General features: G+C 61.3%; 22 protein-coding genes. 17 read left to right on the top strand and 5 right to left on the bottom strand.

Annotation, left to right across the window (positions count from 1 at the left end; translation table 11 throughout):
* Positions 1-19 precede the first annotated feature (19 nt).
* Positions 20-541, bottom strand: a complete 522-nt coding sequence (locus ACNAOT_RS19480) for a hypothetical protein (protein WP_420179038.1) — start codon at positions 539-541, stop codon at positions 20-22.
* Positions 542-758: 217 nt separating this feature from the next.
* On the opposite strand from ACNAOT_RS19480, the gene mpaB reads away from it, so the two are divergent.
* From mpaB to ACNAOT_RS19415, 13 genes are all read left to right on the top strand, one after another.
* The gene (gene mpaB / locus ACNAOT_RS19475; RefSeq protein WP_420179037.1) at positions 759-1,856 is read left to right on the top strand and encodes a daptide biosynthesis RiPP recognition protein; all 1,098 of its coding nucleotides are present in this window, start codon (positions 759-761) and stop codon (positions 1,854-1,856) included.
* Positions 1,856-3,142, top strand: coding sequence for a daptide-type RiPP biosynthesis aminotransferase (mpaD, locus tag ACNAOT_RS19470; RefSeq protein WP_420179036.1), 1,287 nt, complete (start codon positions 1,856-1,858; stop codon positions 3,140-3,142). Before mpaB ends, mpaD begins: the two co-directional genes overlap by 1 nt.
* The gene (gene mpaC / locus ACNAOT_RS19465) at positions 3,139-4,353 is read left to right on the top strand and encodes a daptide-type RiPP biosynthesis dehydogenase (protein WP_420179035.1); all 1,215 of its coding nucleotides are present in this window, start codon (positions 3,139-3,141) and stop codon (positions 4,351-4,353) included. The genes mpaD and mpaC overlap by 4 nt, the downstream gene beginning before the upstream one ends.
* Positions 4,354-4,359: 6 nt before the next feature.
* Positions 4,360-4,503 carry a daptide-type RiPP gene (locus tag ACNAOT_RS19460; protein ID WP_166660324.1) on the top strand — a complete coding sequence of 48 codons (144 nt, stop codon included), beginning with the start codon at positions 4,360-4,362 and terminating at the stop codon, positions 4,501-4,503.
* A 48-nt stretch (positions 4,504-4,551) separates the two neighbouring features.
* On the top strand, positions 4,552-4,677 hold the full coding sequence (locus ACNAOT_RS19455) for a daptide-type RiPP (protein WP_256870618.1): 126 nt from the start codon (positions 4,552-4,554) through the stop codon (positions 4,675-4,677).
* Positions 4,678-4,724: 47 nt separating this feature from the next.
* Complete coding sequence (locus tag ACNAOT_RS19450) at positions 4,725-4,862, top strand: daptide-type RiPP (protein ID WP_166660325.1); 138 nt, start codon at positions 4,725-4,727, stop codon at positions 4,860-4,862.
* 85 nt (positions 4,863-4,947) lie between these two features.
* Positions 4,948-5,766 carry a daptide-type RiPP biosynthesis methyltransferase gene (mpaM, locus tag ACNAOT_RS19445; RefSeq protein WP_420179034.1) on the top strand — a complete coding sequence of 273 codons (819 nt, stop codon included), beginning with the start codon at positions 4,948-4,950 and terminating at the stop codon, positions 5,764-5,766.
* A complete protein-coding gene (locus ACNAOT_RS19440; RefSeq protein ID WP_420179033.1) occupies positions 5,763-6,992 on the top strand; it encodes a YcaO-like family protein in 1,230 nt (409 codons plus the stop codon). Before mpaM ends, ACNAOT_RS19440 begins: the two co-directional genes overlap by 4 nt.
* Before the next feature lie 38 nt (positions 6,993-7,030).
* Positions 7,031-8,707 (top strand): daptide biosynthesis intramembrane metalloprotease, encoded by a 1,677-nt coding sequence (gene mpaP, locus ACNAOT_RS19435; RefSeq protein ID WP_420179032.1) that lies wholly within the window; start codon positions 7,031-7,033, stop codon positions 8,705-8,707.
* Positions 8,704-9,414 carry an ABC transporter ATP-binding protein gene (locus ACNAOT_RS19430; protein WP_420179031.1) on the top strand — a complete coding sequence of 237 codons (711 nt, stop codon included), beginning with the start codon at positions 8,704-8,706 and terminating at the stop codon, positions 9,412-9,414. Before mpaP ends, ACNAOT_RS19430 begins: the two co-directional genes overlap by 4 nt.
* Positions 9,411-10,178, top strand: a complete 768-nt coding sequence (locus ACNAOT_RS19425) for a hypothetical protein (RefSeq protein ID WP_420179030.1) — start codon at positions 9,411-9,413, stop codon at positions 10,176-10,178. The genes ACNAOT_RS19430 and ACNAOT_RS19425 overlap by 4 nt, the downstream gene beginning before the upstream one ends.
* Entirely contained in the window at positions 10,179-10,883 is a 705-nt protein-coding gene (locus tag ACNAOT_RS19420) for a hypothetical protein (protein WP_420179029.1), read from the top strand.
* Positions 10,884-10,914: 31 nt separating this feature from the next.
* On the top strand, positions 10,915-11,103 hold the full coding sequence (locus ACNAOT_RS19415) for a hypothetical protein (protein WP_091470216.1): 189 nt from the start codon (positions 10,915-10,917) through the stop codon (positions 11,101-11,103).
* 45 nt (positions 11,104-11,148) lie between these two features.
* Here the strand turns inward: ACNAOT_RS19415 and ggt are convergent, their stop codons facing one another.
* From ggt to ACNAOT_RS19400, 3 genes are all read right to left on the bottom strand, one after another.
* A complete protein-coding gene (gene ggt / locus ACNAOT_RS19410; protein ID WP_420179028.1) occupies positions 11,149-12,984 on the bottom strand; it encodes a gamma-glutamyltransferase in 1,836 nt (611 codons plus the stop codon).
* A gap of 221 nt (positions 12,985-13,205) precedes the next feature.
* A complete protein-coding gene (locus tag ACNAOT_RS19405; protein ID WP_420179027.1) occupies positions 13,206-14,108 on the bottom strand; it encodes a hypothetical protein in 903 nt (300 codons plus the stop codon).
* 8 nt (positions 14,109-14,116) lie between these two features.
* On the bottom strand, positions 14,117-15,136 hold the full coding sequence (locus tag ACNAOT_RS19400; protein ID WP_420179026.1) for an SPFH domain-containing protein: 1,020 nt from the start codon (positions 15,134-15,136) through the stop codon (positions 14,117-14,119).
* A gap of 78 nt (positions 15,137-15,214) precedes the next feature.
* Between ACNAOT_RS19400 and ACNAOT_RS19395 the strand changes: the two genes are divergently transcribed.
* Positions 15,215-15,976, top strand: a complete 762-nt coding sequence (locus tag ACNAOT_RS19395) for an NUDIX hydrolase (protein ID WP_420179025.1) — start codon at positions 15,215-15,217, stop codon at positions 15,974-15,976.
* A gap of 81 nt (positions 15,977-16,057) precedes the next feature.
* Here the strand turns inward: ACNAOT_RS19395 and ACNAOT_RS19390 are convergent, their stop codons facing one another.
* Positions 16,058-16,639 carry a dTMP kinase gene (locus ACNAOT_RS19390; RefSeq protein ID WP_420179024.1) on the bottom strand — a complete coding sequence of 194 codons (582 nt, stop codon included), beginning with the start codon at positions 16,637-16,639 and terminating at the stop codon, positions 16,058-16,060.
* 375 nt (positions 16,640-17,014) lie between these two features.
* Between ACNAOT_RS19390 and ACNAOT_RS19385 the strand changes: the two genes are divergently transcribed.
* The 3 genes from ACNAOT_RS19385 to ACNAOT_RS19375 all read left to right on the top strand — a co-directional run bounded on the left by ACNAOT_RS19385 (position 17,015) and on the right by ACNAOT_RS19375 (position 18,271).
* Positions 17,015-17,173: a hypothetical protein gene (locus ACNAOT_RS19385; protein ID WP_017200690.1), complete on the top strand. Its 159-nt coding sequence runs from the start codon at positions 17,015-17,017 to the stop codon at positions 17,171-17,173.
* Entirely contained in the window at positions 17,170-17,433 is a 264-nt protein-coding gene (locus ACNAOT_RS19380; protein ID WP_420179023.1) for a hypothetical protein, read from the top strand. Before ACNAOT_RS19385 ends, ACNAOT_RS19380 begins: the two co-directional genes overlap by 4 nt.
* A 406-nt stretch (positions 17,434-17,839) precedes the next feature.
* Entirely contained in the window at positions 17,840-18,271 is a 432-nt protein-coding gene (locus ACNAOT_RS19375) for a hypothetical protein (protein ID WP_091470236.1), read from the top strand.
* The last annotated feature ends 12 nt before the right edge of the window (positions 18,272-18,283 follow it).

Raw genomic sequence — 18,283 nt, 5'->3', positions numbered from 1 at the left:
CCTCGCTGAACGTCCGAGGCTAGCTCAGCCCCGCGGCAAACGCCTCAACCCGCGCGAACACTTCGGCCTGAGCTTTCTGGGAGGCCCGCCAATCGTTTGGAATCTGCAAAGAGTGGTCGGCTCCCGGCACCTCAACAAACGCTCCAGCACCCTCAGACTTACGTCCTCCGTCCCAGAGCTTGTCCAGTGAACCTCCGATGAACAGGTCGTCCTTCGACGACGTGCCGATAGTACTTCTGACTCTGTCATCTGTGAGCAGGGGCGTCAGCCAGATCCCAGGGATGTCAGCTTCCTCGGCCCAAGGAATACACAAAGTGCTGAATGATTTGGCGACAATCAGTCGGTGATCGGCTTCGGGCGAGGCAGCAAAAGCTTGCTCGGCAGCATTGGCCGCAAATTCGTGAGGCGCAGCACCCGGCGAATCGTCAGGAGTCCACCGGACAGCCTGAACATGCCATCCAAGCGAACCCAACATTTCGCCTACCCAGAAAAGGACCGGGCCTTCCACTGGATATCCGGAACCAGGCAGCAGAACGGCCACTTTGTTTGTATCCGGTTGATTTGTGGAGGCTTTCACCCAGGTAAAGGATTCCATATGACATGGTAATGGCCGGCTTCGCGCTCCATATCTGATCGAGCGAAGTCACCACCTAGACAACCCCTGGCCACCACCTAGGGGCACCCAAATCACACCTATTTTCGGCCCACCCACCACCTAGTTCCTCCTTTCCAGCCTGTGGCCTCCCAGCACGCCCATAGTGTCCTTCTCAGAACGAGCCCCGGCCAACCGCCGGCGGCTCCCGGGAAACACGGACAACTTGTGGGGTTTGGAATTGAAGCTGAGCCAGGAACAGAGCACCGCCGCCGCAATGGATCAGTGGATCACCGGCATCCCTGGGCGAATCCCGGGCCACGTGATCTTCGTGGAGAACCCCGAACATACCGACTACGCGAAGACGCTGGCGAGCCAAGGCTCCACCATCCTGGTCCTCAACGGCGACACGGATGTTGAAGGCACCGTAAGGGTTTCGGGATCGTATGACGCCGCCGGGGAGGAACTCCTGGTCGACAGGTCCCTGAGCTTGGAGATCCAGGATTACGTGGCCATTCCGTTCGTGAACCTTGTGGGTGTGACCATTGTCCGGATCACTACCGAAGAGGACTGGCAAGCATTCTTTGACGATGCCCGGGAAGCCTGGACCTCGGGGCACTTCATCCAACAACTCACTGAAGCCAATGCCGTGTTGGCTGAGCGCGCGTTGCTGACAGGGCAAAACAAAGAGGATCGCCTCCTTACAAGGCTCCACATCGCTTGGGATGGAACCGTCCTCAATGGACCTTACGGAACCATGATCGGCAAGGTGGGGGACGGACTGGCAGACTTACGCGTGAGGTCCGTTGCCCTGCGTCCGGAGTCTGCTGTCGCCTCGGCCTCACCGTCAATACACATTCGCGACCTACTTGCCGCCTCACCGTGGATTCCCCGCTACTTGGCGGCGCTGGACGCATGGAAGTTCATTCCCCGTGAAGAACGTGCCGGAACTCGCTTGGTCGGCTTCGGAGTCAGCCTGTACGGCTCCGCCCTCAACGATGGTCCACCGTCTGCAGGTGCTCCGTTCATCCTGGTAAAGGGAAGCCAGCACACGCTTTTGGACACCTCAACGGGCAGGCGCTTCACCATCGGAGCTGATGCCGCCGTCATTGTGGAAGCACTATCCAACATGGGGCAGCTCACCAAGGCTGCCAGCGTGGTAGCAGCTGCCATCAACGTGTCACCAGCAGTAGCCGGCGACGCTGTGCAAGCGGTCTTCACACATTTCGAGCAGCTGGGCATCGACGTCATTGGGGCGCGCTGATGACGTCCGTAGTAAGCACAGCTCCCGGTTTGCAGCGCCCGCTCTGGGTTCCCCTCACCACGCAGCACGACTTCCCGGACAGGAGCCACACGGCAGCCAGCGCCCACGGCGTCCACGTCTCGTTTGAAGACGGGCAGCAACGGATCTGTGCCAAGAGCGGCCTCTGGAACACCAACTTGGGCTACGGAAACCCACACATAGAAGCGGCGATCACGGGAGAGCTCCGCGCGGCTTCCTACCTTCCACTCTTCCGGACGGCGCACAGCAAAGCCATCGAGGCTTCACGAGCCCTTCTCTCACTACCCGCACACAACTTCCAGCGCGTGATCTTTTCCACCTCGGGAGGAGCGGCGAACGACGCCGTAATGAAGTTGGCACGTCAGTTCTTTGTGCTTGACGGTCAACCCGAACGGAAGCTCATCATCGGGCTGAAGGGCAGCTATCACGGGCTCACTTATGGGAGCCAAGCACTCAGTGGAGATGAACTCGGCCAATCCGTGTATGGCGTGGACCGACGCAATATTCGCCACATCGCGTTCCAAGATCAAGGCCAGGAGCTGGCTCAGCTGATGCAGCGGGAAGGCCACAGGATCGCAGCGGTGATCGTGGAACCGGTTTTGGGTTCGGGCGCAGAGGCAGTGCCGGGCGAATTCATAGCCGCCCTGCAACAGCACCGCCAAGACCACGGATTCCTCCTGGTCGCAGACGAGGTTGCCACGGGTTTCGGACGCGTCGGCGGCTGGTTTGCGTCGGACGAATGGCAACAACAGCCGGATGTCATCGTGACTTCCAAAGGACTGACCAACGGAACCAGCGCATGCGCCGCCCTTCTGATAGCCCAGCGCGTGACCCAACTCTTTGACACAAGCGAGTCCGTGTTTGTCCACGGCGAGACCCAGGCCGGCACACCGCCAACATGCGCCGCCATCCTTGGCACCATCGCCGAAATGACAAGGCTTGATCACAACACCCTGAGCAAACAGGTGGCCGCTTGCCTCAACAAGCTCATAGAAGAACTTCAAGGCACCCGCGGCGTAGGTGACTCAACAGGTCGCGGCTGCATGAGGGGAGTCAAACTCCACAGCAGGAACGGTATGCCGCTCTCCTCCGAAGGTGTCTTGGCAGTGGTGAGGAGCATCCACGAAGCGGGTGCCATCGTCCAGCCCGGTCCGGGCCGAATCCAACTCCTGCCAGCCCTTATTTACACCGAGGAGAACTTCGCTGAACTCCAAACGGCAATAAAGGCAGGCCTTGCTGGGGCCCAAAGCGACGGAGTCTTCGAATGATCGCCGATCACCTCTGGAGGACCCGTTGTGTCATCGTCGACGCCGGAGAGGCGCCCAAGTTCGTCGGCGGACTCACCCGCGGAAGAACGGGTTTGGTGGTGGACAAAGAGCTGCCAGAGCACCGGGATGCGCTGATGGCGGGCGACCTCAAAGGCGTGCCGGTCCTTGAACTGAACGCGGCTCCCGTCACGGTGGGAACTTTGCGGGAGGTGGGCAGCTTCATTCGCGAGAACGGTCTTCAGACCGTTGCAGGGCTCGGCGGAGGCTCAGTTTTGGATGCCGTGAAACTCGCCGCACTCTTCACCGCAGACCCCGGCCTGACCATCTTCGCCGAACGTCACGCCAAGCGTTCCGGCCTGCTCGTCCTGCCTCCCATCACAAACCCCAAGGACCGTCCGAAAACCATTCTGATGCCGTCCACCGTGGGGACCGGCGCGGAAGTCAGCGCTGTAGCTTGCCTGGACACCGCCGTCGGCCGCCGCCTGATTGTCTCGCGGCATCTGGCAGGCGACGTGGCAGTGCTCGACGCCGGACACCTCGCCACCCTGCCCAAGCACCTGGTGTTTGAGGGTCTGCTCGAAGCCTTCCTAAGGGTGGCGGGAACCATGATTGGCAGCAAAGAGAGCATCTTCGACGACGACGGCTACGTTCTCATCCAGCGGATAGTCCGGTTAGGGCAGAGGCTGACACGCGAGGATTCGCCCATGCTGCGCCTGGCCGCAGGGCACCTCAGCATGGAGACCCACACTGGATGGGCGCTGATAGGTCGCGACCCCTACGGAGCTAAGCACTGGTACCTTGCCAGCGAGCTCGCATACGTCACTGGCGCCAGGAAGATGACTGCCACGGCCTCGGTGATCGGTCCCGTCTGGGAAGAAATCGGCAAGGGCGCCAGCGCTTGGGGCGACGCAGGACGCCTTCAACGGCTCTGGTCCATAGTGGCCGCTGCTGAACCCTCTGTGGATCCGGACCCCGTGCAGGGCATCAAGGAACTGATGTGGAACTGGGGCATCACCGGGCTCGAGCACATCAGCGAGGAAACGCTGCTGCGAACCACTGACGCAACCATCCGCAACTGGGGCAGGGCGCTTCCCATGCTGCGAGGAATCGATGCTTTCCAGATTCAGCATGTCCTCAACGCGGCAGCTGGCGGACAGCACATCTTGCCAAGCCCAACGGGCGAACGAACAGCGGCAAGGGAAGGGAGGTGAACACACATGATCAGCAGCTCAGCACTTAAGAGCCTGGACCTCACCGTCCAGGAACTGGAGCCGATGGATGTCCCGGACGACTGGGACGAACGAATCAAGGGAATCTCAGCAGGACTGGCGTTGGTAGGCATCGCCGTCGCGATTACCTGATCCAGCCCCGTGCATCAAGGAATTCGCAAGGAAGGGAGGTGAACACATATGCAGAACCAGCTCAACATCTCCATCCAGGAGATCGAGTCATTGGATACGCCGGACTTCAACAACTGGTTTATCGGCGTTACCCAAGGCGTTGCCATAGGCATCATCGCCGTCAGCATCACGTAAGGCAGCAACGCCGGGTCCATACGCACAAGCCAGGAAAGGAGGAGCCAATGATCGCAAACTCGAACCTTCAGCTATCCATCGAAGAGCTGGAGAACCTCGACACCCCGGATGATACGCCGTGGTACATCCGCGTTGGTGACGTCATCATCATCGCCGGCATCGTCGTCGGAATCGCCGCCACATAGCCGTTGCACGCGGGTGGTGCACATGATTTTGCCGCCGCCCGCGTGTACCCCGGACCTCCACCAAACTCCCGGAGAGCACACGCTGATGAACAACGAACCTGACAAGACCGCTGATGCCATCCTTCGCATCTTGGGCCACCTGGATCCGCCGGAGGATATGTACAGTGCGTCAGGATCCCGTCTATACGACCAAATCACGGCCAACGATCTCACTGAACTCCCCGAGATCCTCGCCGCGGCGCGCAAGACCGCTGGGCCAATCCTGGAGTTGGCCGCCGGTTCCGGCCGGATCACCCGCGCACTCCTTGCCCTCGGGCGTCCGCTGACCGCCATCGATTCTTCGGTGGAAATGTTGGCGATGCTTAAGGAGAAGGCGAACGACCGCTCCTTCAACCCCCGCAGTGTGCCGGTTGAGTTGGTGGAGGCGGACATGTCCAGCTTCGAGGTAGAAGGCGAATTTGGTTGCGTGGTGCTCGGCGCGAGTTCCATTACCCTCCTTGACCCGCGCGGACGGCGGGAGCTGTTCCGCAGAGTGCGCGAATCTTTGGCGCCGGACGGCCGATTCCTGCTGACAGTCCTGAATGCTGACGGTACGGCGGGGTCGGAACATCACGACGGCGGCTCAACAGTTTCGCCGTTGGGGGAAGATTCCTTCCTGATCACGGTCGAAAGCCGGGACATTGCCAATGGTGCACGGCACGTGACCATGATCCAGGTGGGCTTCAACGAAGGCGGCACGTATAAATCCTCCGCCTATTCCAGCCCTATCGCCTTTGTCAGCAACAGTCTTATCGAGGAAGAAATCCTTGCTGAGGGCCTCACTATCGTGGAACGTCGCCCCGTCCGGATTGCCACCCGTACTCCAGGACTGAACGACATCGAGCTATGGGTGTGCAGCAAATGAGCATCGACGCTGCACGCACCCTTGACCCTGCCCTGGGGCTGGTATCCGAGGCATCCATATACCTGCCGAATGAGGTGGGCCTCTGGCGGACGGTGGGGCTGCTGGCCAATGCCGGCACGGGCGTAAGCGGGTTCGCGTCCGCAGTGGGTGCCTTTGACGTCAACAGACGGGCCTCCATAACGAGAGGGGCCGGAGAAGCTGTTGAACGTTTTGCGCTGATCCCGGCGGACGCTGACTCCGATTGCCTGTTAACGGCACACCTCCAAGGCGCAGACATGGCCAGTCAACGGATTGACTACGTGACGCCAAGCTTGGGAATGGCCTCGGCGCTCGCCTATGAGCTGCCCTGGTACGCGGCAACGGACCTGCTGACAGGGAAGGAATCCTGCGTACCGGCACCAGTAGTGGATTACGGCGGCGGCATTCTGAACCCTTGGGACGCCTTCTTTGATCCCTCACCAAACGGCGCGGCATCGGGACCGTCCGAGGCTTTCGCCAAGGCTTCCGGTGTTGCCGAAGTGATTGAGCGTGACGCATTTCTTGCTGCCTGGCGGACGCGCACGGCGCTGCAGCTATTCCATGACGGCGGGATTCCGGATCCATTGCGCGGGACCCAGGAAACCCAGCGCCTCTTGGGGCTCCTCTACGCTGCCCATGCCCGCGGCATCTCGCCCACCCTGGCCTTCATCCCGTCCGAAGAGGGGCCGCTGCACACTGCCGTTTGCATCATCATCGGTAAACCTGACGACGGCGCTGCCCACCAACGGCAGTTTGGGGCCGTGGGTATCAAAGCAGCCTCGGATCCCATGGCAGCACTGAGGGGAGCGCTTCAAGAAGGCCTGCAAATTCGCGAGCTCTTCCTTGCCCGCACGCCTTCCGTCATGCCGGTGCTAGAGGTTACTGATGACGAATCACGGGCCGGCTATTGGACTCGCCCAGAGGCCATCGCCGAACTTTCCGAATGGGCCCGGTCCTTCGGGGCTTCAGAATTTCCAAGGGTAAAAGCGGCAGCCGATGTAGACACATTGGTGGAATGGCTGGGCCGTGGGGGCATCCCTTCTTATTGGGTCAGCCTCACCCATAGGCTGCCTCCAGCCATTCAGGAGCTTGGATGGGTTACGGGCAAAGCGGTTTGCCCAGGCGCCATTCCCTTGACCATGGACGAAACCAAGGGGCTGGCCCGGATGCCGGGTGGTTCGTCCACGACACCCCATCCGTTGATATGAGGGCTTTTAGAAGGGACTCTTCTGAAGCCGCGCCCGGAGTGGAATGGCCCGTAAAGCTGGCTTCCTCGGCATCCATCGATGCTCCTCTGAAAGCTGGTGCGCCTTGGATCGTTGCCATGGCCAGTGTCCCCAAAGCGCGTGTTTCCGCCGACGTGGCCGCTGTCCTGAACGCGCTGGATGGGGTCCGGAACCCTGCGCAGGTGGCTCAGTACCTTGGGATTCCCTGGACTGCCGCCGACGTCATGGGAATCGTCCGGCAGCTGGCCAAGACAGGAATTTTCGACGCCGGTAAGCAGCCGAGCGGGAATGGAAGGATCCAGTTCAGGCCACCCCTGACTGTTCAATTCACCTTGTTCAACCCAGCACCCCTGCTGCAGTCCATCCGCCCGCTGATGACGACCGTGTCCGGACCGAAGGCGGTGGCGGCTGCTGTGCTGCTCCTGCTCGGCGGCGTGGCAGGTGTCTTCATTGCTGGACCCAGCATCGGCCGCGTCTTATCAACGCCACTTCCATTGGAGGCCTATCTGTTTGTAGCGGTGGCCATGTTCGCTTCCACGCTGCTCCATGAATTCGGGCACGGGCTGGCGCTCACTTGTTGCGGCGGCACTCCCAGACGTATCGGAATCATGCTGTTCTACCTGTCGCCGGCCTTCTTTTGCGATGTAACCGATGGATGGAGGCTGGGGTCACGGAAGCAGCGGGTATTCGTGGCGCTCGCAGGTCCACTGGTTCACCTCGGTCTCGGAAGCTTCGCCCTGTCGGTCCGCGGCTTCCTCCCGGTGTCATGGCTGCAGGATGCAGTTCTCCTCTACGGGATCATTTGCTACGCGGTGGCCATTCTGAACTTGTTTCCGTTCATCAAATTGGATGGCTATGTCGCTTTGATGTCAGCCGTGGACGTTCCGCATCTGCGGAACAAGTCCTTGAGCGTCACGGGGGATTTTGTGAGTTCACACGTGCTGGGTTCGCTGCCCAAATACCGAAGCTACGGTTGGCTGGCCTGGTTCGGGCTCGCGAGTTTCGTCTCCGGTATCGGGTTCATGGTGATTGGGTACCAGCGGCTTGTCCCTGTCTTCCTCCAACTGGGGATTGCAGGGCACATAGTTGTCGCGGCGGTCCTGTGCCTGCTGCTGACGATGGCGGGAAGGTCTATCGTCCGGTTCTTCAGTACTGCTGCGGCGAACGGAAGTCCGCTGTGGCGGCGGGCGTTCGCAGCGCTCCTGGGAACACTGGCGATCACACTCCTGGCGGTTTTCATCCCGGTGAAAGCGGTGACGGTGGCCGGATACACGTATTCGGACGGTGCGCTGCAGGTCGTGATGCCTCCCGATGCCGCAGGCAGGACGATCCGGCCGGGAGATGAAGTTGTACTTCAGTCGCAGGGAATGATCTTCCACGAAAAGCTGGGTAGTGCCACGATCGGTGACCAACCGCCGTCGGGATCCTTGGCACCGCTGGACACGATCGTTCCCATCGCTTTGGAAGGCAACAGCCTGCCCGTGCTTGCCTACCCAAGCCACCTCACCGGGGAGTCCAAGCTTGCTGCCGCGGAACGTCTTCCCGTATCCGGACGGGCCGAAGTGACCAGCCAACGCCACATGAGCCTAGGGGAGTGGCTGTGGGATTCCGTGACCCATTCGATGCTGTGGCCCGGCCGAAACGCGGATGCCAGTGACCACTCCAAGACTGAGGATTCCATGAAAGGGCACTCATGACAGTCACTGCCAGCTTTGAGCAGTTCAGTAAGAAGAGGGGCGGGCGGTTCGCGGTCCAGGAGCTGACCTTCGATGTTCAGGCCGGCCGGGTAGTGGGCCTCATCGGCCCCAACGGCGCAGGCAAGAGCACAGCGCTCGCAGGCTTGACCGGTCTGGTGGAACCCACCTCTGGACGGGCAACAGTCTTTGGAACCGACTACCGATCGCTGCGGAGGCCCGCCACCAAAGTAGGAGTGAATTTGGACGGAATGGACATAGAACCCGGGCTGACAGGACTCCGGCACCTTCAGATCTGCCAGCTTGCTGCCGGTGCTGAGCGTCAGGACGTGGATCAGATTCTTGAGCAGGTTGACCTTGCTGCAGAGGGCAAGAAGAAGGTCCGCGACTACTCGCTGGGGATGCGGCAGCGGCTGGGGATCGCATCCGCGCTGATAGGCAGACCCCAGCTACTGGTGCTGGACGAGCCTGCCAACGGCTTGGACCCGGAGGGCATCCAGTGGTTGAGGCGATTCCTTAGGGACTTCGCTGCTTCCGGCGGAAGTGCGTTGGTCTCGAGCCATCAGCTGATGGAACTGGAACAGGTTGCCGACGAAGTGGTGATCCTCAAGCAAAGGACGCTTTTCCGGGGAACGCTGAAGAAGGCCAAAGCTCTGGGTGGCGGAAGCCTGGAATCTGCCTACTTCAAGATTCTGGATCGAGCCCGATGACCAGGGATGTTGTGGCCACCAAGGACCGTGTGGCCTGGCTGCCCACCGGACTTCGATCGGAGCTACTGCGGTATTTCAGCGGGTATTCCGTGGTGGGTATTCTGGCGTTCAGTGCCCTGGTGCCTTGGTTCGTTGCCAACTTCGTTGGATGGCCGGGCAATTCAGGGGAGCTTTCGGCCGCGCAGAATGTCCAGGTGTTCTGGGCCCTGGCCGCAAGCATTGCACCGGTGGCTACGTTTGCCGGGAGTTATCTTGTGACCCGGGAGTCCTACTACGGCACGCTTCGGCGAAGCATCGTAATGACCGGACTGCGGCAAGTGCTGCGGGCCAAGTACGTGGCCGCGCTGGTTATCGGCCTTGCCACTGCCATCACAGGAGTAGTGGTGTGGGGTGGAAGCGTGGCGTTGTCGCTCCCGCCAGAAATGCGGGGAGCCCTTTTGTCTGCGGAGTCGTGGCGGGAACTGCCCGGCGTGGTGATGGCCTCGGCGCTGGGATCTATTTGGGGGTGTTCGCTCGGCTGGATCATCCGGCATTACTACGCGACGACGATCCTCACGTTACTGATCCCACTCGCCGTTGAGTTGCCCTTGTTGCTGAGCAGCTCGGAGGTTGCCCGCTGGCTTCCATCAGGCGCCTTGGCCGGAATCGCGTCACTGCCCTTGGAAGGGTTACTCGAGCCCGTGCCGGCGTTCCTGGTGTCATGCGGGTGGCTGACTGCTGCGGGTGCCGGGGCCGTGCGGACGGTCAAGGGGCGGGAGTTCTAGATGCTCAACCTGGTGCCCGCTTTCTGCTCTGATCTGCAGCGGCCATGGCTGTGGAAGGGCTCGGCCTTGGGGGCTTTGTTGGTATTGGGGCTTCTAGGGTTGCTCATTGTCGCTGCCAGCCTTGAGTCCCAAGCACCAACGCCGGGGTTGGACCGAGTTCTGCGTAAAACCGGGCTCTCCCTCATGCTCACCGGGGCCTCCATTGTGGGTGCATTCTCATTCACCGCGGACTACCGCACCGGTAGCTTCAACAGGAGGGTTTTACTGTTTCAGCGGGGCCCTGCATTTACCGGCCGGGCTGCAACAACCACCTTGGCAGCCCTCATCAGCGGCGCACTGGTGGGGACTGCCTTCGGCTTGTTCGGAGTATTTGCGGACGGCGCGTGGCATCTCGACCCGGTTACCGTTCTGGGCTTCTGTGTGACTTCCGGCATGGGGTCGTTATGGGGCTTCGCCCTGGGATCCATCATCCGCAACCACTTGGTGAGCCTCTTCGTTGTGCCTCTCAGCTTGGCACTCCCGGAACTCCTGTCCCCGTCTCTGGGGGAGACCGGGCGGCTCCTCTTCCCAACCCTCGCCGCCAACTGGGCGGAGAACGTGGCTGTCAACATACCCGCGTTCGCATCTTTCGCCGGGGCCCTTTGCTGGCTTGTAGTGGTATCAACGGCAGCCAGCTGGGTGTTTCTCAGGCGAGACCTGGCCTGACACTCCAATCATCAAAATTAAGGAACACATAGTGAATACCAAACCGTTGGTCTGGCTCCTCCTGGCCCTCACGCTCGCTGCCTATGCTGTCTCCATCTTCATCTCGAACCGCGGTGAATCAGTGTGGTCAACTGTTTCGGGAGTCATCATGGTGGTCGCAGCACTCGTTATGTTTTGGCGATATCTTCAGGGACGCAGAGCAGGCCAAAACGAACAGTGACCCGCTTGCCACGGAATAGTTGGTCCGCGGCAAGCGAGCCCGTCGTTACTTGCCCGGTTTTGCTGGTTTGACCACCATCGCCGATCCACCACCCCGGCGGTCAGGTTCGGCAGCGGCTGTCAGCGATCCATCCGGGTTGAACTCGATGGCTGTGGCCGCACCGATTTCGGCCGCTGATGTAAAGGCATCGCCAGCCGGAACCAGATCATGCCCCAACGATTTCAAACCTGGACCGTAGGCCTCGATGAAGGCGGGCTCGGAGGTGACTGTGAGGCCATTCCGGGGTGACGTCCGCGGAGCTGCGAGGGCTTCGGAGACGTCCATTCCCAGGTCAATGCGGTTCAAAATTGTTTGCAGCACGGTAGTAATAATGGTCGAACCGCCGGGGGAGCCGAGAGCCAGGAACGGATCGCCATCCTTCAAAACGATGGTCGGCGACATCGACGACCGGGGACGCTTACCAGGTTGAATCCTGTTCGGATCAGTCTCGCTGTAGACGGTACTGAAATCGGTCAGCTCGTTGTTCAGTAGGAAGCCACGGCCCGGCACAACGATTCCCGAACCACCGGTCTGCTCGATCGTGAGCGTGTACTCCACAACGTTGCCCCACTTGTCGGCGACAGTCAGGTTCGTCGTGGAGATATTCTCTGTATCCGTTTCATCGGCGAGCGGTGCAACAGCAGCCGGGCAGGCGCCGTCGTAATCTTCCACGTTCCCCGGGGCGAAAGGCTCGGGGGCGGCCGCCGTCGGATTGATATTGCAGGAGCGTTCCTTAGCGAAGACGTCGTCCAGCAGCTTCTCGGTGGGGACATTCACGAAGGCCGGGTCGCCAACGTAGGCGCCACGATCCGCGAACGCCAGGGAGCTCGCTTCAAGGTAATGGTGGAGGGCGTTGACGGGCTCCATTCCCTTGAGGTCGTAGTTCTCCAGAATGTTCAGCGCCTCACCCACGGTGGTGCCGCCGCTGCTGGAAGGAGCCATGCCATAGACCTCGTAGCCGCGGTACTCCACCTTGGTGGGGTCCTGGTTCAGCACCTTGTAGTTGGCCAGGTCCTGCGTGGTCATGAAACCGACGGGAACGGGGAGATCAGTGTCGCCCGACTTCGGCGGAGCCTTTACCGTGTTGACAATTTCCTCCGCGAGCGGACCGCCGTAGAAGGCGTCAATGCCCTCCTTGGCGATCAGGCGATACGTGGCAGCAAGCTCGGGGTTCTTGAAGACACTTCCGACGGCGGGAGCGTCACCGCCGGGAAGGAACAGATCCTGCGTGGACGTGAAGGTGTCGAACCGGGCCTCGTTGTCCAAGGTTTGCTGCCGGAAGGTTTCATCCACCACGAAGCCGCGGTTGGCTACCTTGATGGCTGGCTTCAGTGCTTCTCCCAAATCCAACGTCCCCCAACGCTCCAGAGCCCGCTCCCATGTTGCAGGTGTGCCCGGGACGCCCACGGAGACGCCGCTGGTGACGAGTTCCGGGGTGAATTTGTAGGGCTTGCCGGTAGCGGGGTCGATGAACGCGTCGGTCGGCATGCCCGCCGGAGCGGTTTCGCGGCCGTCAATAGTGCCCACTTGCTTGGTCTTAGCATCATAGAAAACGAAATAACCGCCGCCACCGATGCCTGCGCTGTAGGGCTCGGTAACTCCAAGGGTTGCTGCCGCGGCGACGGCGGCGTCGGCAGCATTTCCACCCTTCCTCAGTACTTCGATGGCGGCTGCGGAAGCTTCGGGATCGACGGTGCTCACCGCACCGCCGTAGCCCGTGGCCGTCGGGTTTTTCTCGGTTTCGCGGGGATCGGCGAAGGCCGGACTGGCCATCGCGCCGCTCGTCGCGGTTAGCGCCAAGGCTGCCGTGACAGCAGCCAGTTGACGTCTCACATGTGTCATGGTGTCTCCCAGAGTTGTTCCAGACGATGATGTGGGTGGACGGTCCGGTCACCCTATCGCGGGGCTTGGCGAGGAACAACGGTTGAAATCTGGAGCATAATCGGCATAAAGCGGGCCGTCACCACTAACTTTGAGGGGCCGTGGCGCCGCGACACCCCTTGAAAGCGGCGTGGCGGCCCGGATTGGAAATTAATGTAGGTGGTGGCCGCACGGCTGCCAAATCAAACAACCAACCGCAGCGGCCGCTTCCCCAACTGCACGGTGATTTCCTGTCCCCACGACGCCGTCAGCCGGTCATCTTCCATGCCGTCACCGAACACCACCAGTTGATCGGACGCCACGGTAATTCGCAGTGTCTCGCCGGTTTCGAGGATGCCTTCGGTCAGCGAGGCTCCCGTAACGGGCGATGGCCACGCTTCCCGGACGAACCATGCGAGCCTCGGATCGGTCGGGGAGGGAAGGGCACGTCCACCGCGTTCCAAGGCGATCGAGGCGCACCACCCGGTAGCGCCGGTGCCGGTGGAAACGATCAGGCCCGACGACGACTGCCGCTCAGCTTGTCCGCCGGGCTGGGTGAAACTCGGCGCTGTGATGGAGTACTTGGCCGACTGGTGCGAAGCGTGCCCGACGAAGACTTCATTGAGCGCCGAAAGCTGCTGGCCGTCGTCGAGCGTTGCCGTCACGGTGGTGAGGCTTTGGCAGCGCAGGCGTCCAACGTCGCCGGCACCCAGAAGGGCAGCGGCTGCCGACGGTGTGTGCCGGACAAGGATGCCGGGGTTCGCGCCGGGCTCGGGGTCGATGCCGATCACCGGTTGGCCGTTCAGATACTTGGCAACGTTCGCCACCAGGCCGTCCTGCCCCACCACGGCGATGATGTCTTCTGCAGTGAGCAGGAAACGGCTCAGGTCCGCGCGTTCCACTTCCGCTTGCCGCCAATCGGACGGTACTGCCGCCCTGATGGTTGCCAGGGCGGAGGTTAGCCGATCATGCCGGTCTTGCGCGTCCTGGATGCTGCGACCGCGGCTACGAAGGAAAAACTCGGCTTGGCCGCGGGTGGCGTGCCGGTCCAGGAGTTCCTGGAGTTCGGTTCGCCGGTGGACGATGACGATGCGGGGGGTTGCCATGACGGTCCTTACTTGGTGGCTTCTACAGAAGCGGCGGGTTCCTTGAACAGACCGGCAAGTGCTCCGCTGAGCAGGTCCGGAGTGATGGTGAGGTTCCCGATGTTCGGCAGGCTACCGGCTGCATCCTTGAGCGCCAAGGCGAGGAGCGTGGCCTGTTCCATACCGCGGTAGACCTCCATGGTTGCGGCTTCCCGGGCTGCGGCTGCTTCGCCAACCAGCCGGATCTGGTTTGCCTCCGCGGCGGCGCCGATGCCCTTTCGTTCAGCAGAGCCTTGGGCCTCAATCAAACCAGCGGCGGCCTTCTCTTCGGCAGCGCGGCGGGCGTTCGCGCCTTCCTGCGCCACCAGGTTCTCGCGGCGGACAGCCAGTTCGATTTGGCTCGCCATCTCATTCTCGGAGATCGTGCGTTCACGCTCGACGGCGACCGCCCGCCTTTCGTACACGGCCCGGTCCGCTTCGGCTTGGAGCTGCTCACGAACCGGAGTTTGCAGGGCACGTTCAACATCAGATTCGGGTCGCACGGCCAGGACCTGTACTCCGAGAATTTCGATGCCGGTGGACTGCAATCTGGCGTCCGCCCGGAGTGCTTCGGTGAGGACGAGCCGGAGCTGGCTCACTCCACGTTCGAGTGCTTCGGCGAGGGTTGTAGTGGCGATCTGGTCGATCGCGTGGCTCTGGCACAGCTGACCGATGATGGTGGAGACCTGCTCGCGTCCGGTTGCCGGAGCCTTGCCAGCAGTTTGCAAGCCGAAGTCGAGCCGCATCGAAACCGCCACGGGATCGATGAAGCGGTACGTGACGTTGGCTTGAACGCTCACGTCTTGGTGATCACGGGTGATGGCGTGGAACAGGGTCGGCAGTTCCTGATCGTCTACCGGAACTTCGCTCAGAACGGAGTTCGCTGGCCGGAACCAGAAGGCTTGGCCCACTCCTTGGTGGCGCACGGCACCCTTCTGCAGGTGCACGACGTAACCGGTGGGGCTGCCGAGGAAGTGGCTGATCCAGGGGTAGCGCTTGATGGTGGCCATGATGTTCGCCTCTTTCGTTTAGTTGTCGTCAACTTGACGATAACTAAACATTAGGGGCAGTCCGGCTTTATTGTCAACATGACGATAATTACCTACGATTACTTTATGCCTGAAACCCACGCGGCGCCTGAGCGCTTTCCGGTGACTGTCGACGTCGTAGCCCTCACGGTGCGCGACGGCGAGCTGCACGTCCTCCTCATCACGCGCCTCCTCGAGCCTTTCCGCGGAAAGCTGGCGCTCCCTGGTGGTTTCGTCCTCGCAGGTGAGGACCTGCTGGAGGCGGCTGGCCGGGAGCTCGCGGAGGAGACCGGCGTCGAACATCTACCGGGGCACTTGGAGCAACTGGGCAGTTACGGCCCGAAGGGGCGCGACCCCCGTGGTGACGTCCTTACCGTGGCGCACCTGCTGCTGGCGCCGGACTTTCCGGTGTTGTCGGCTGGAAGTGACGCTGAACAGGCTGCGTGGTACCCGGTTCGCGACGTCCTGGAGGGGAAGCTTGAACTAGCTTTCGACCACGCGCGGATCCTTGACGACGCCCTGGAGCGGGCAAAGTCGAAGCTTGAATACTCGCCCCTGGGCGCGGCCTTCTGTGGCGAGGAATTCACCATCGCTCAACTCCGAAGCGTGTATGAGGCTGTGTGGGGCACGCGCCTGGACCCGCGGAACTTCCACAGAAAAGCCACGGGGACGCCAGGTTTTCTGGAGGACACCGGCCGAATGACAACGGGCGACGCCGGACGGCCGGCTGCGTTGTTCAGGCTCGCCCCCGAAGCGCGTTCGACGCCGGGCCAGCCCACCCGGGCGGTACTCAACCCGCCGCTGATGCGCCCGCGGGATTAGGCTGCGCGCCGAACCAGGGGGAAGGTAACGCTCTAATGGCGCTTTCAGCTTGACCGGAACAGCCCCTCTGCAGGCGTTTGGCTAGGCGCCGACCGCCACCCTGGCCGCCATCACGCGATTTACCTGGGCCATGACTTCGTCAGGTTCGCCGTTTGCATCCACCACCACAAAGTCATCGAACTCAGGCAGCGAACGGTAGGCATCCCGGAATGCCCGCAGGTCGGCCACGGTCTCCTGGTCGGTGCCGCGTGCCGTGACGCGCTCGTGCGCGACGGTGGGATCAGCGTCGAAGTGCATGTGAAGATCAGCGGCAGGGAGCTTTTCCAGCAGCCATGGGAGCAAACGCCCGCGCTGCAATCCACTGGCTTGGCGTAGCGCGAGTTGGCAGTGCAGATGGCGATCCATGACTACCAGGCCGTCGAACTGCCGGGCGCGCGCATGGTTCACCAGCACGTTGAATAGGCGAACACCTGTTTCGATGAAGTCCGCAACCCGTGGCGCCACCTTCCAGCCATATCGCATCGAGAGAAGCGACATCCTCCGGCGAGCAGCGTGATTACTGAGCAGCAGGGCGCTTCGTCCTTCAGCGCGAGCCGAATCGACCAGGGCGTGGGCCGCCGTCGTTTTTCCTGAACCGTCAATGCCTGTCAGAACAATGAGCATGAGCCCTCCCTTCGTCTTCTGTGGGACTCGTTCTATGTACAACGCGGGGTTGGCCTCAGTTGTGCCGAGTGAGGTATAGATCACACACTGGCGCTGTTCGCTACGCTGCGTCGTGACAGGAGCGGCTCCGCAAAAGGGTACTAAGTTTCCTGTTCAAATACTTCGCCCCAGCGGAGTGCGCGCCTATCATGATGCTATGTACGTGCCCCTCAAGGGATGTGGTTCCGGTTTGAACCTAATTCCGCGGGGGTACGTAAGCGATATGGAGAGTAATTCTCCGATCGGTGCCCGTTGGCATGGGTGGCGCTTCAGAAATGGAGTACCAGCGGACGCCTTCCTGAATAGACAACCGTTATTGAAGGGATGCGTAGCTCAATGAATACACTTTTGATAATCGCCGGTGTTATAGCGATCATCTTGCTCCTCGTCGGCGGATTCAACCAAGCCCTCAGCTTCCTCCTGTGGGTGGGAATTATCCTGCTGGTGTTGGCCCTTATTGGCTGGGTACTAGGCCGTGGCCGGTCGCGCGTATGACGACTGATCCAAGCGAGGTTGCCGGCTTCGCGCAGGTTCGCGATGGGACAACCACGCCCGGACATCCCATTCCCAGGGATCCCGGGACGCCGGAAGCAAGCAACCAGGTACCTGTGGGTGATTCGTCGTCGGAAAGTCCGGAAGACTCCGTCGACGCTGGTCCCAGCGAATCAGCCAACCCGCCCGGGCCGGCAGAAGAGAAGGACGAAAAGACTGCGGACCATCGCGGTCTGACAACCGAAACCAACCCTACGGATTGAGCAGGGCAGGCGCGGCTGCGGACGGGAGGGATCCCGGTCCGCGGCCGCGTTTCTTTGGTCTTCGGCACTTTTGTCAGTATGCTTACTAATAGCTGGGGGTTATCAGTTCAGCGATTGGGGTAGTGATGCGGATCGGGTCGATTGTGGGGCTGTTCGTGGTGGTGTGGCTCATTATTGGGGCCGTGGCAGCAGGTCAGCGCGGGTACTTCACGGCTCCGCCCGCGCAGTGCTCGCAGCTTGCCACCATTGCACTAAATATTGTTGCGGGTCCATTGAATTACACAGGCTTGGATCCCCAGGGTGGCTGTGAGATTCCACAACCGTCTTGATGCGCCAGCGTTTTAGGGCTGTACGGTAACGCATTCACCCTCAAATTGCTAAGATTGCTGACTAATTTCGTCAGAGCATGGACAGGCCACCAGCTGCACTTATAGGTTCGAAGTGTTCCATAAACACGTTCACCGCTTTGGAAAGGACAGGTCTCATGGACAAGCAAAACGCCACACCGGAAGAGGAAGTGGGAGGCTACGGTACTCCTACGGCAGAGCAAGAGGCCGGCGGCGGCCAGGCACAGCCCCGCGTGGAAGAAGATATCGAGGAAGCCGCCCTCGGAGAAGGCACCGGCGCCCCGAACCTTAGCCACTTGGATCCGGAGGACTCCGACAGTTCCGGAGAGCCAGGCGCGGGCCGCTTTGGCGGAACTGACGAGCAGTACTTGGCTGAGCAGTCCACCCAGCCGGACGGAAACGACGGCGACCTGCCGGACGGCAGCGGCAATGACCTTCCCCAGGAAGAGTCACCCAACGACGATGACGAAGAAAGTTTCGACGCCGGCTAAGAGCTTTGGCTG

Source organism: Paenarthrobacter sp. TA1.8, from assembly GCF_048595705.1.
GTDB lineage: Bacteria > Actinomycetota > Actinomycetes > Actinomycetales > Micrococcaceae > Arthrobacter > Arthrobacter nitroguajacolicus.
This window is presented reverse-complemented; position numbering and strand designations above follow the sequence as displayed.

Coding starts and splice junctions, on each gene's coding strand:
- ACNAOT_RS19405 (WP_420179027.1), bottom strand. CDS start 14,108: ATGGCAACCCCCCGCATCGTCATCGTCCACCGGCGAACCGAACTCCAG.
- ACNAOT_RS19425 (WP_420179030.1), top strand. CDS start 9,411: ATGACCAGGGATGTTGTGGCCACCAAGGACCGTGTGGCCTGGCTGCCC.
- ACNAOT_RS19460 (WP_166660324.1), top strand. CDS start 4,360: ATGATCAGCAGCTCAGCACTTAAGAGCCTGGACCTCACCGTCCAGGAA.
- ACNAOT_RS19450 (WP_166660325.1), top strand. CDS start 4,725: ATGATCGCAAACTCGAACCTTCAGCTATCCATCGAAGAGCTGGAGAAC.
- ACNAOT_RS19420 (WP_420179029.1), top strand. CDS start 10,179: ATGCTCAACCTGGTGCCCGCTTTCTGCTCTGATCTGCAGCGGCCATGG.
- mpaM (WP_420179034.1), top strand. CDS start 4,948: ATGAACAACGAACCTGACAAGACCGCTGATGCCATCCTTCGCATCTTG.
- ACNAOT_RS19440 (WP_420179033.1), top strand. CDS start 5,763: ATGAGCATCGACGCTGCACGCACCCTTGACCCTGCCCTGGGGCTGGTA.
- ACNAOT_RS19400 (WP_420179026.1), bottom strand. CDS start 15,136: ATGGCCACCATCAAGCGCTACCCCTGGATCAGCCACTTCCTCGGCAGC.
- mpaD (WP_420179036.1), top strand. CDS start 1,856: ATGACGTCCGTAGTAAGCACAGCTCCCGGTTTGCAGCGCCCGCTCTGG.
- ACNAOT_RS19455 (WP_256870618.1), top strand. CDS start 4,552: ATGCAGAACCAGCTCAACATCTCCATCCAGGAGATCGAGTCATTGGAT.
- ACNAOT_RS19395 (WP_420179025.1), top strand. CDS start 15,215: ATGACGATAATTACCTACGATTACTTTATGCCTGAAACCCACGCGGCG.
- ggt (WP_420179028.1), bottom strand. CDS start 12,984: ATGACACATGTGAGACGTCAACTGGCTGCTGTCACGGCAGCCTTGGCG.
- ACNAOT_RS19430 (WP_420179031.1), top strand. CDS start 8,704: ATGACAGTCACTGCCAGCTTTGAGCAGTTCAGTAAGAAGAGGGGCGGG.
- mpaC (WP_420179035.1), top strand. CDS start 3,139: ATGATCGCCGATCACCTCTGGAGGACCCGTTGTGTCATCGTCGACGCC.
- ACNAOT_RS19385 (WP_017200690.1), top strand. CDS start 17,015: ATGAATACACTTTTGATAATCGCCGGTGTTATAGCGATCATCTTGCTC.
- ACNAOT_RS19375 (WP_091470236.1), top strand. CDS start 17,840: ATGGACAGGCCACCAGCTGCACTTATAGGTTCGAAGTGTTCCATAAAC.
- ACNAOT_RS19380 (WP_420179023.1), top strand. CDS start 17,170: ATGACGACTGATCCAAGCGAGGTTGCCGGCTTCGCGCAGGTTCGCGAT.
- ACNAOT_RS19390 (WP_420179024.1), bottom strand. CDS start 16,639: ATGCTCATTGTTCTGACAGGCATTGACGGTTCAGGAAAAACGACGGCG.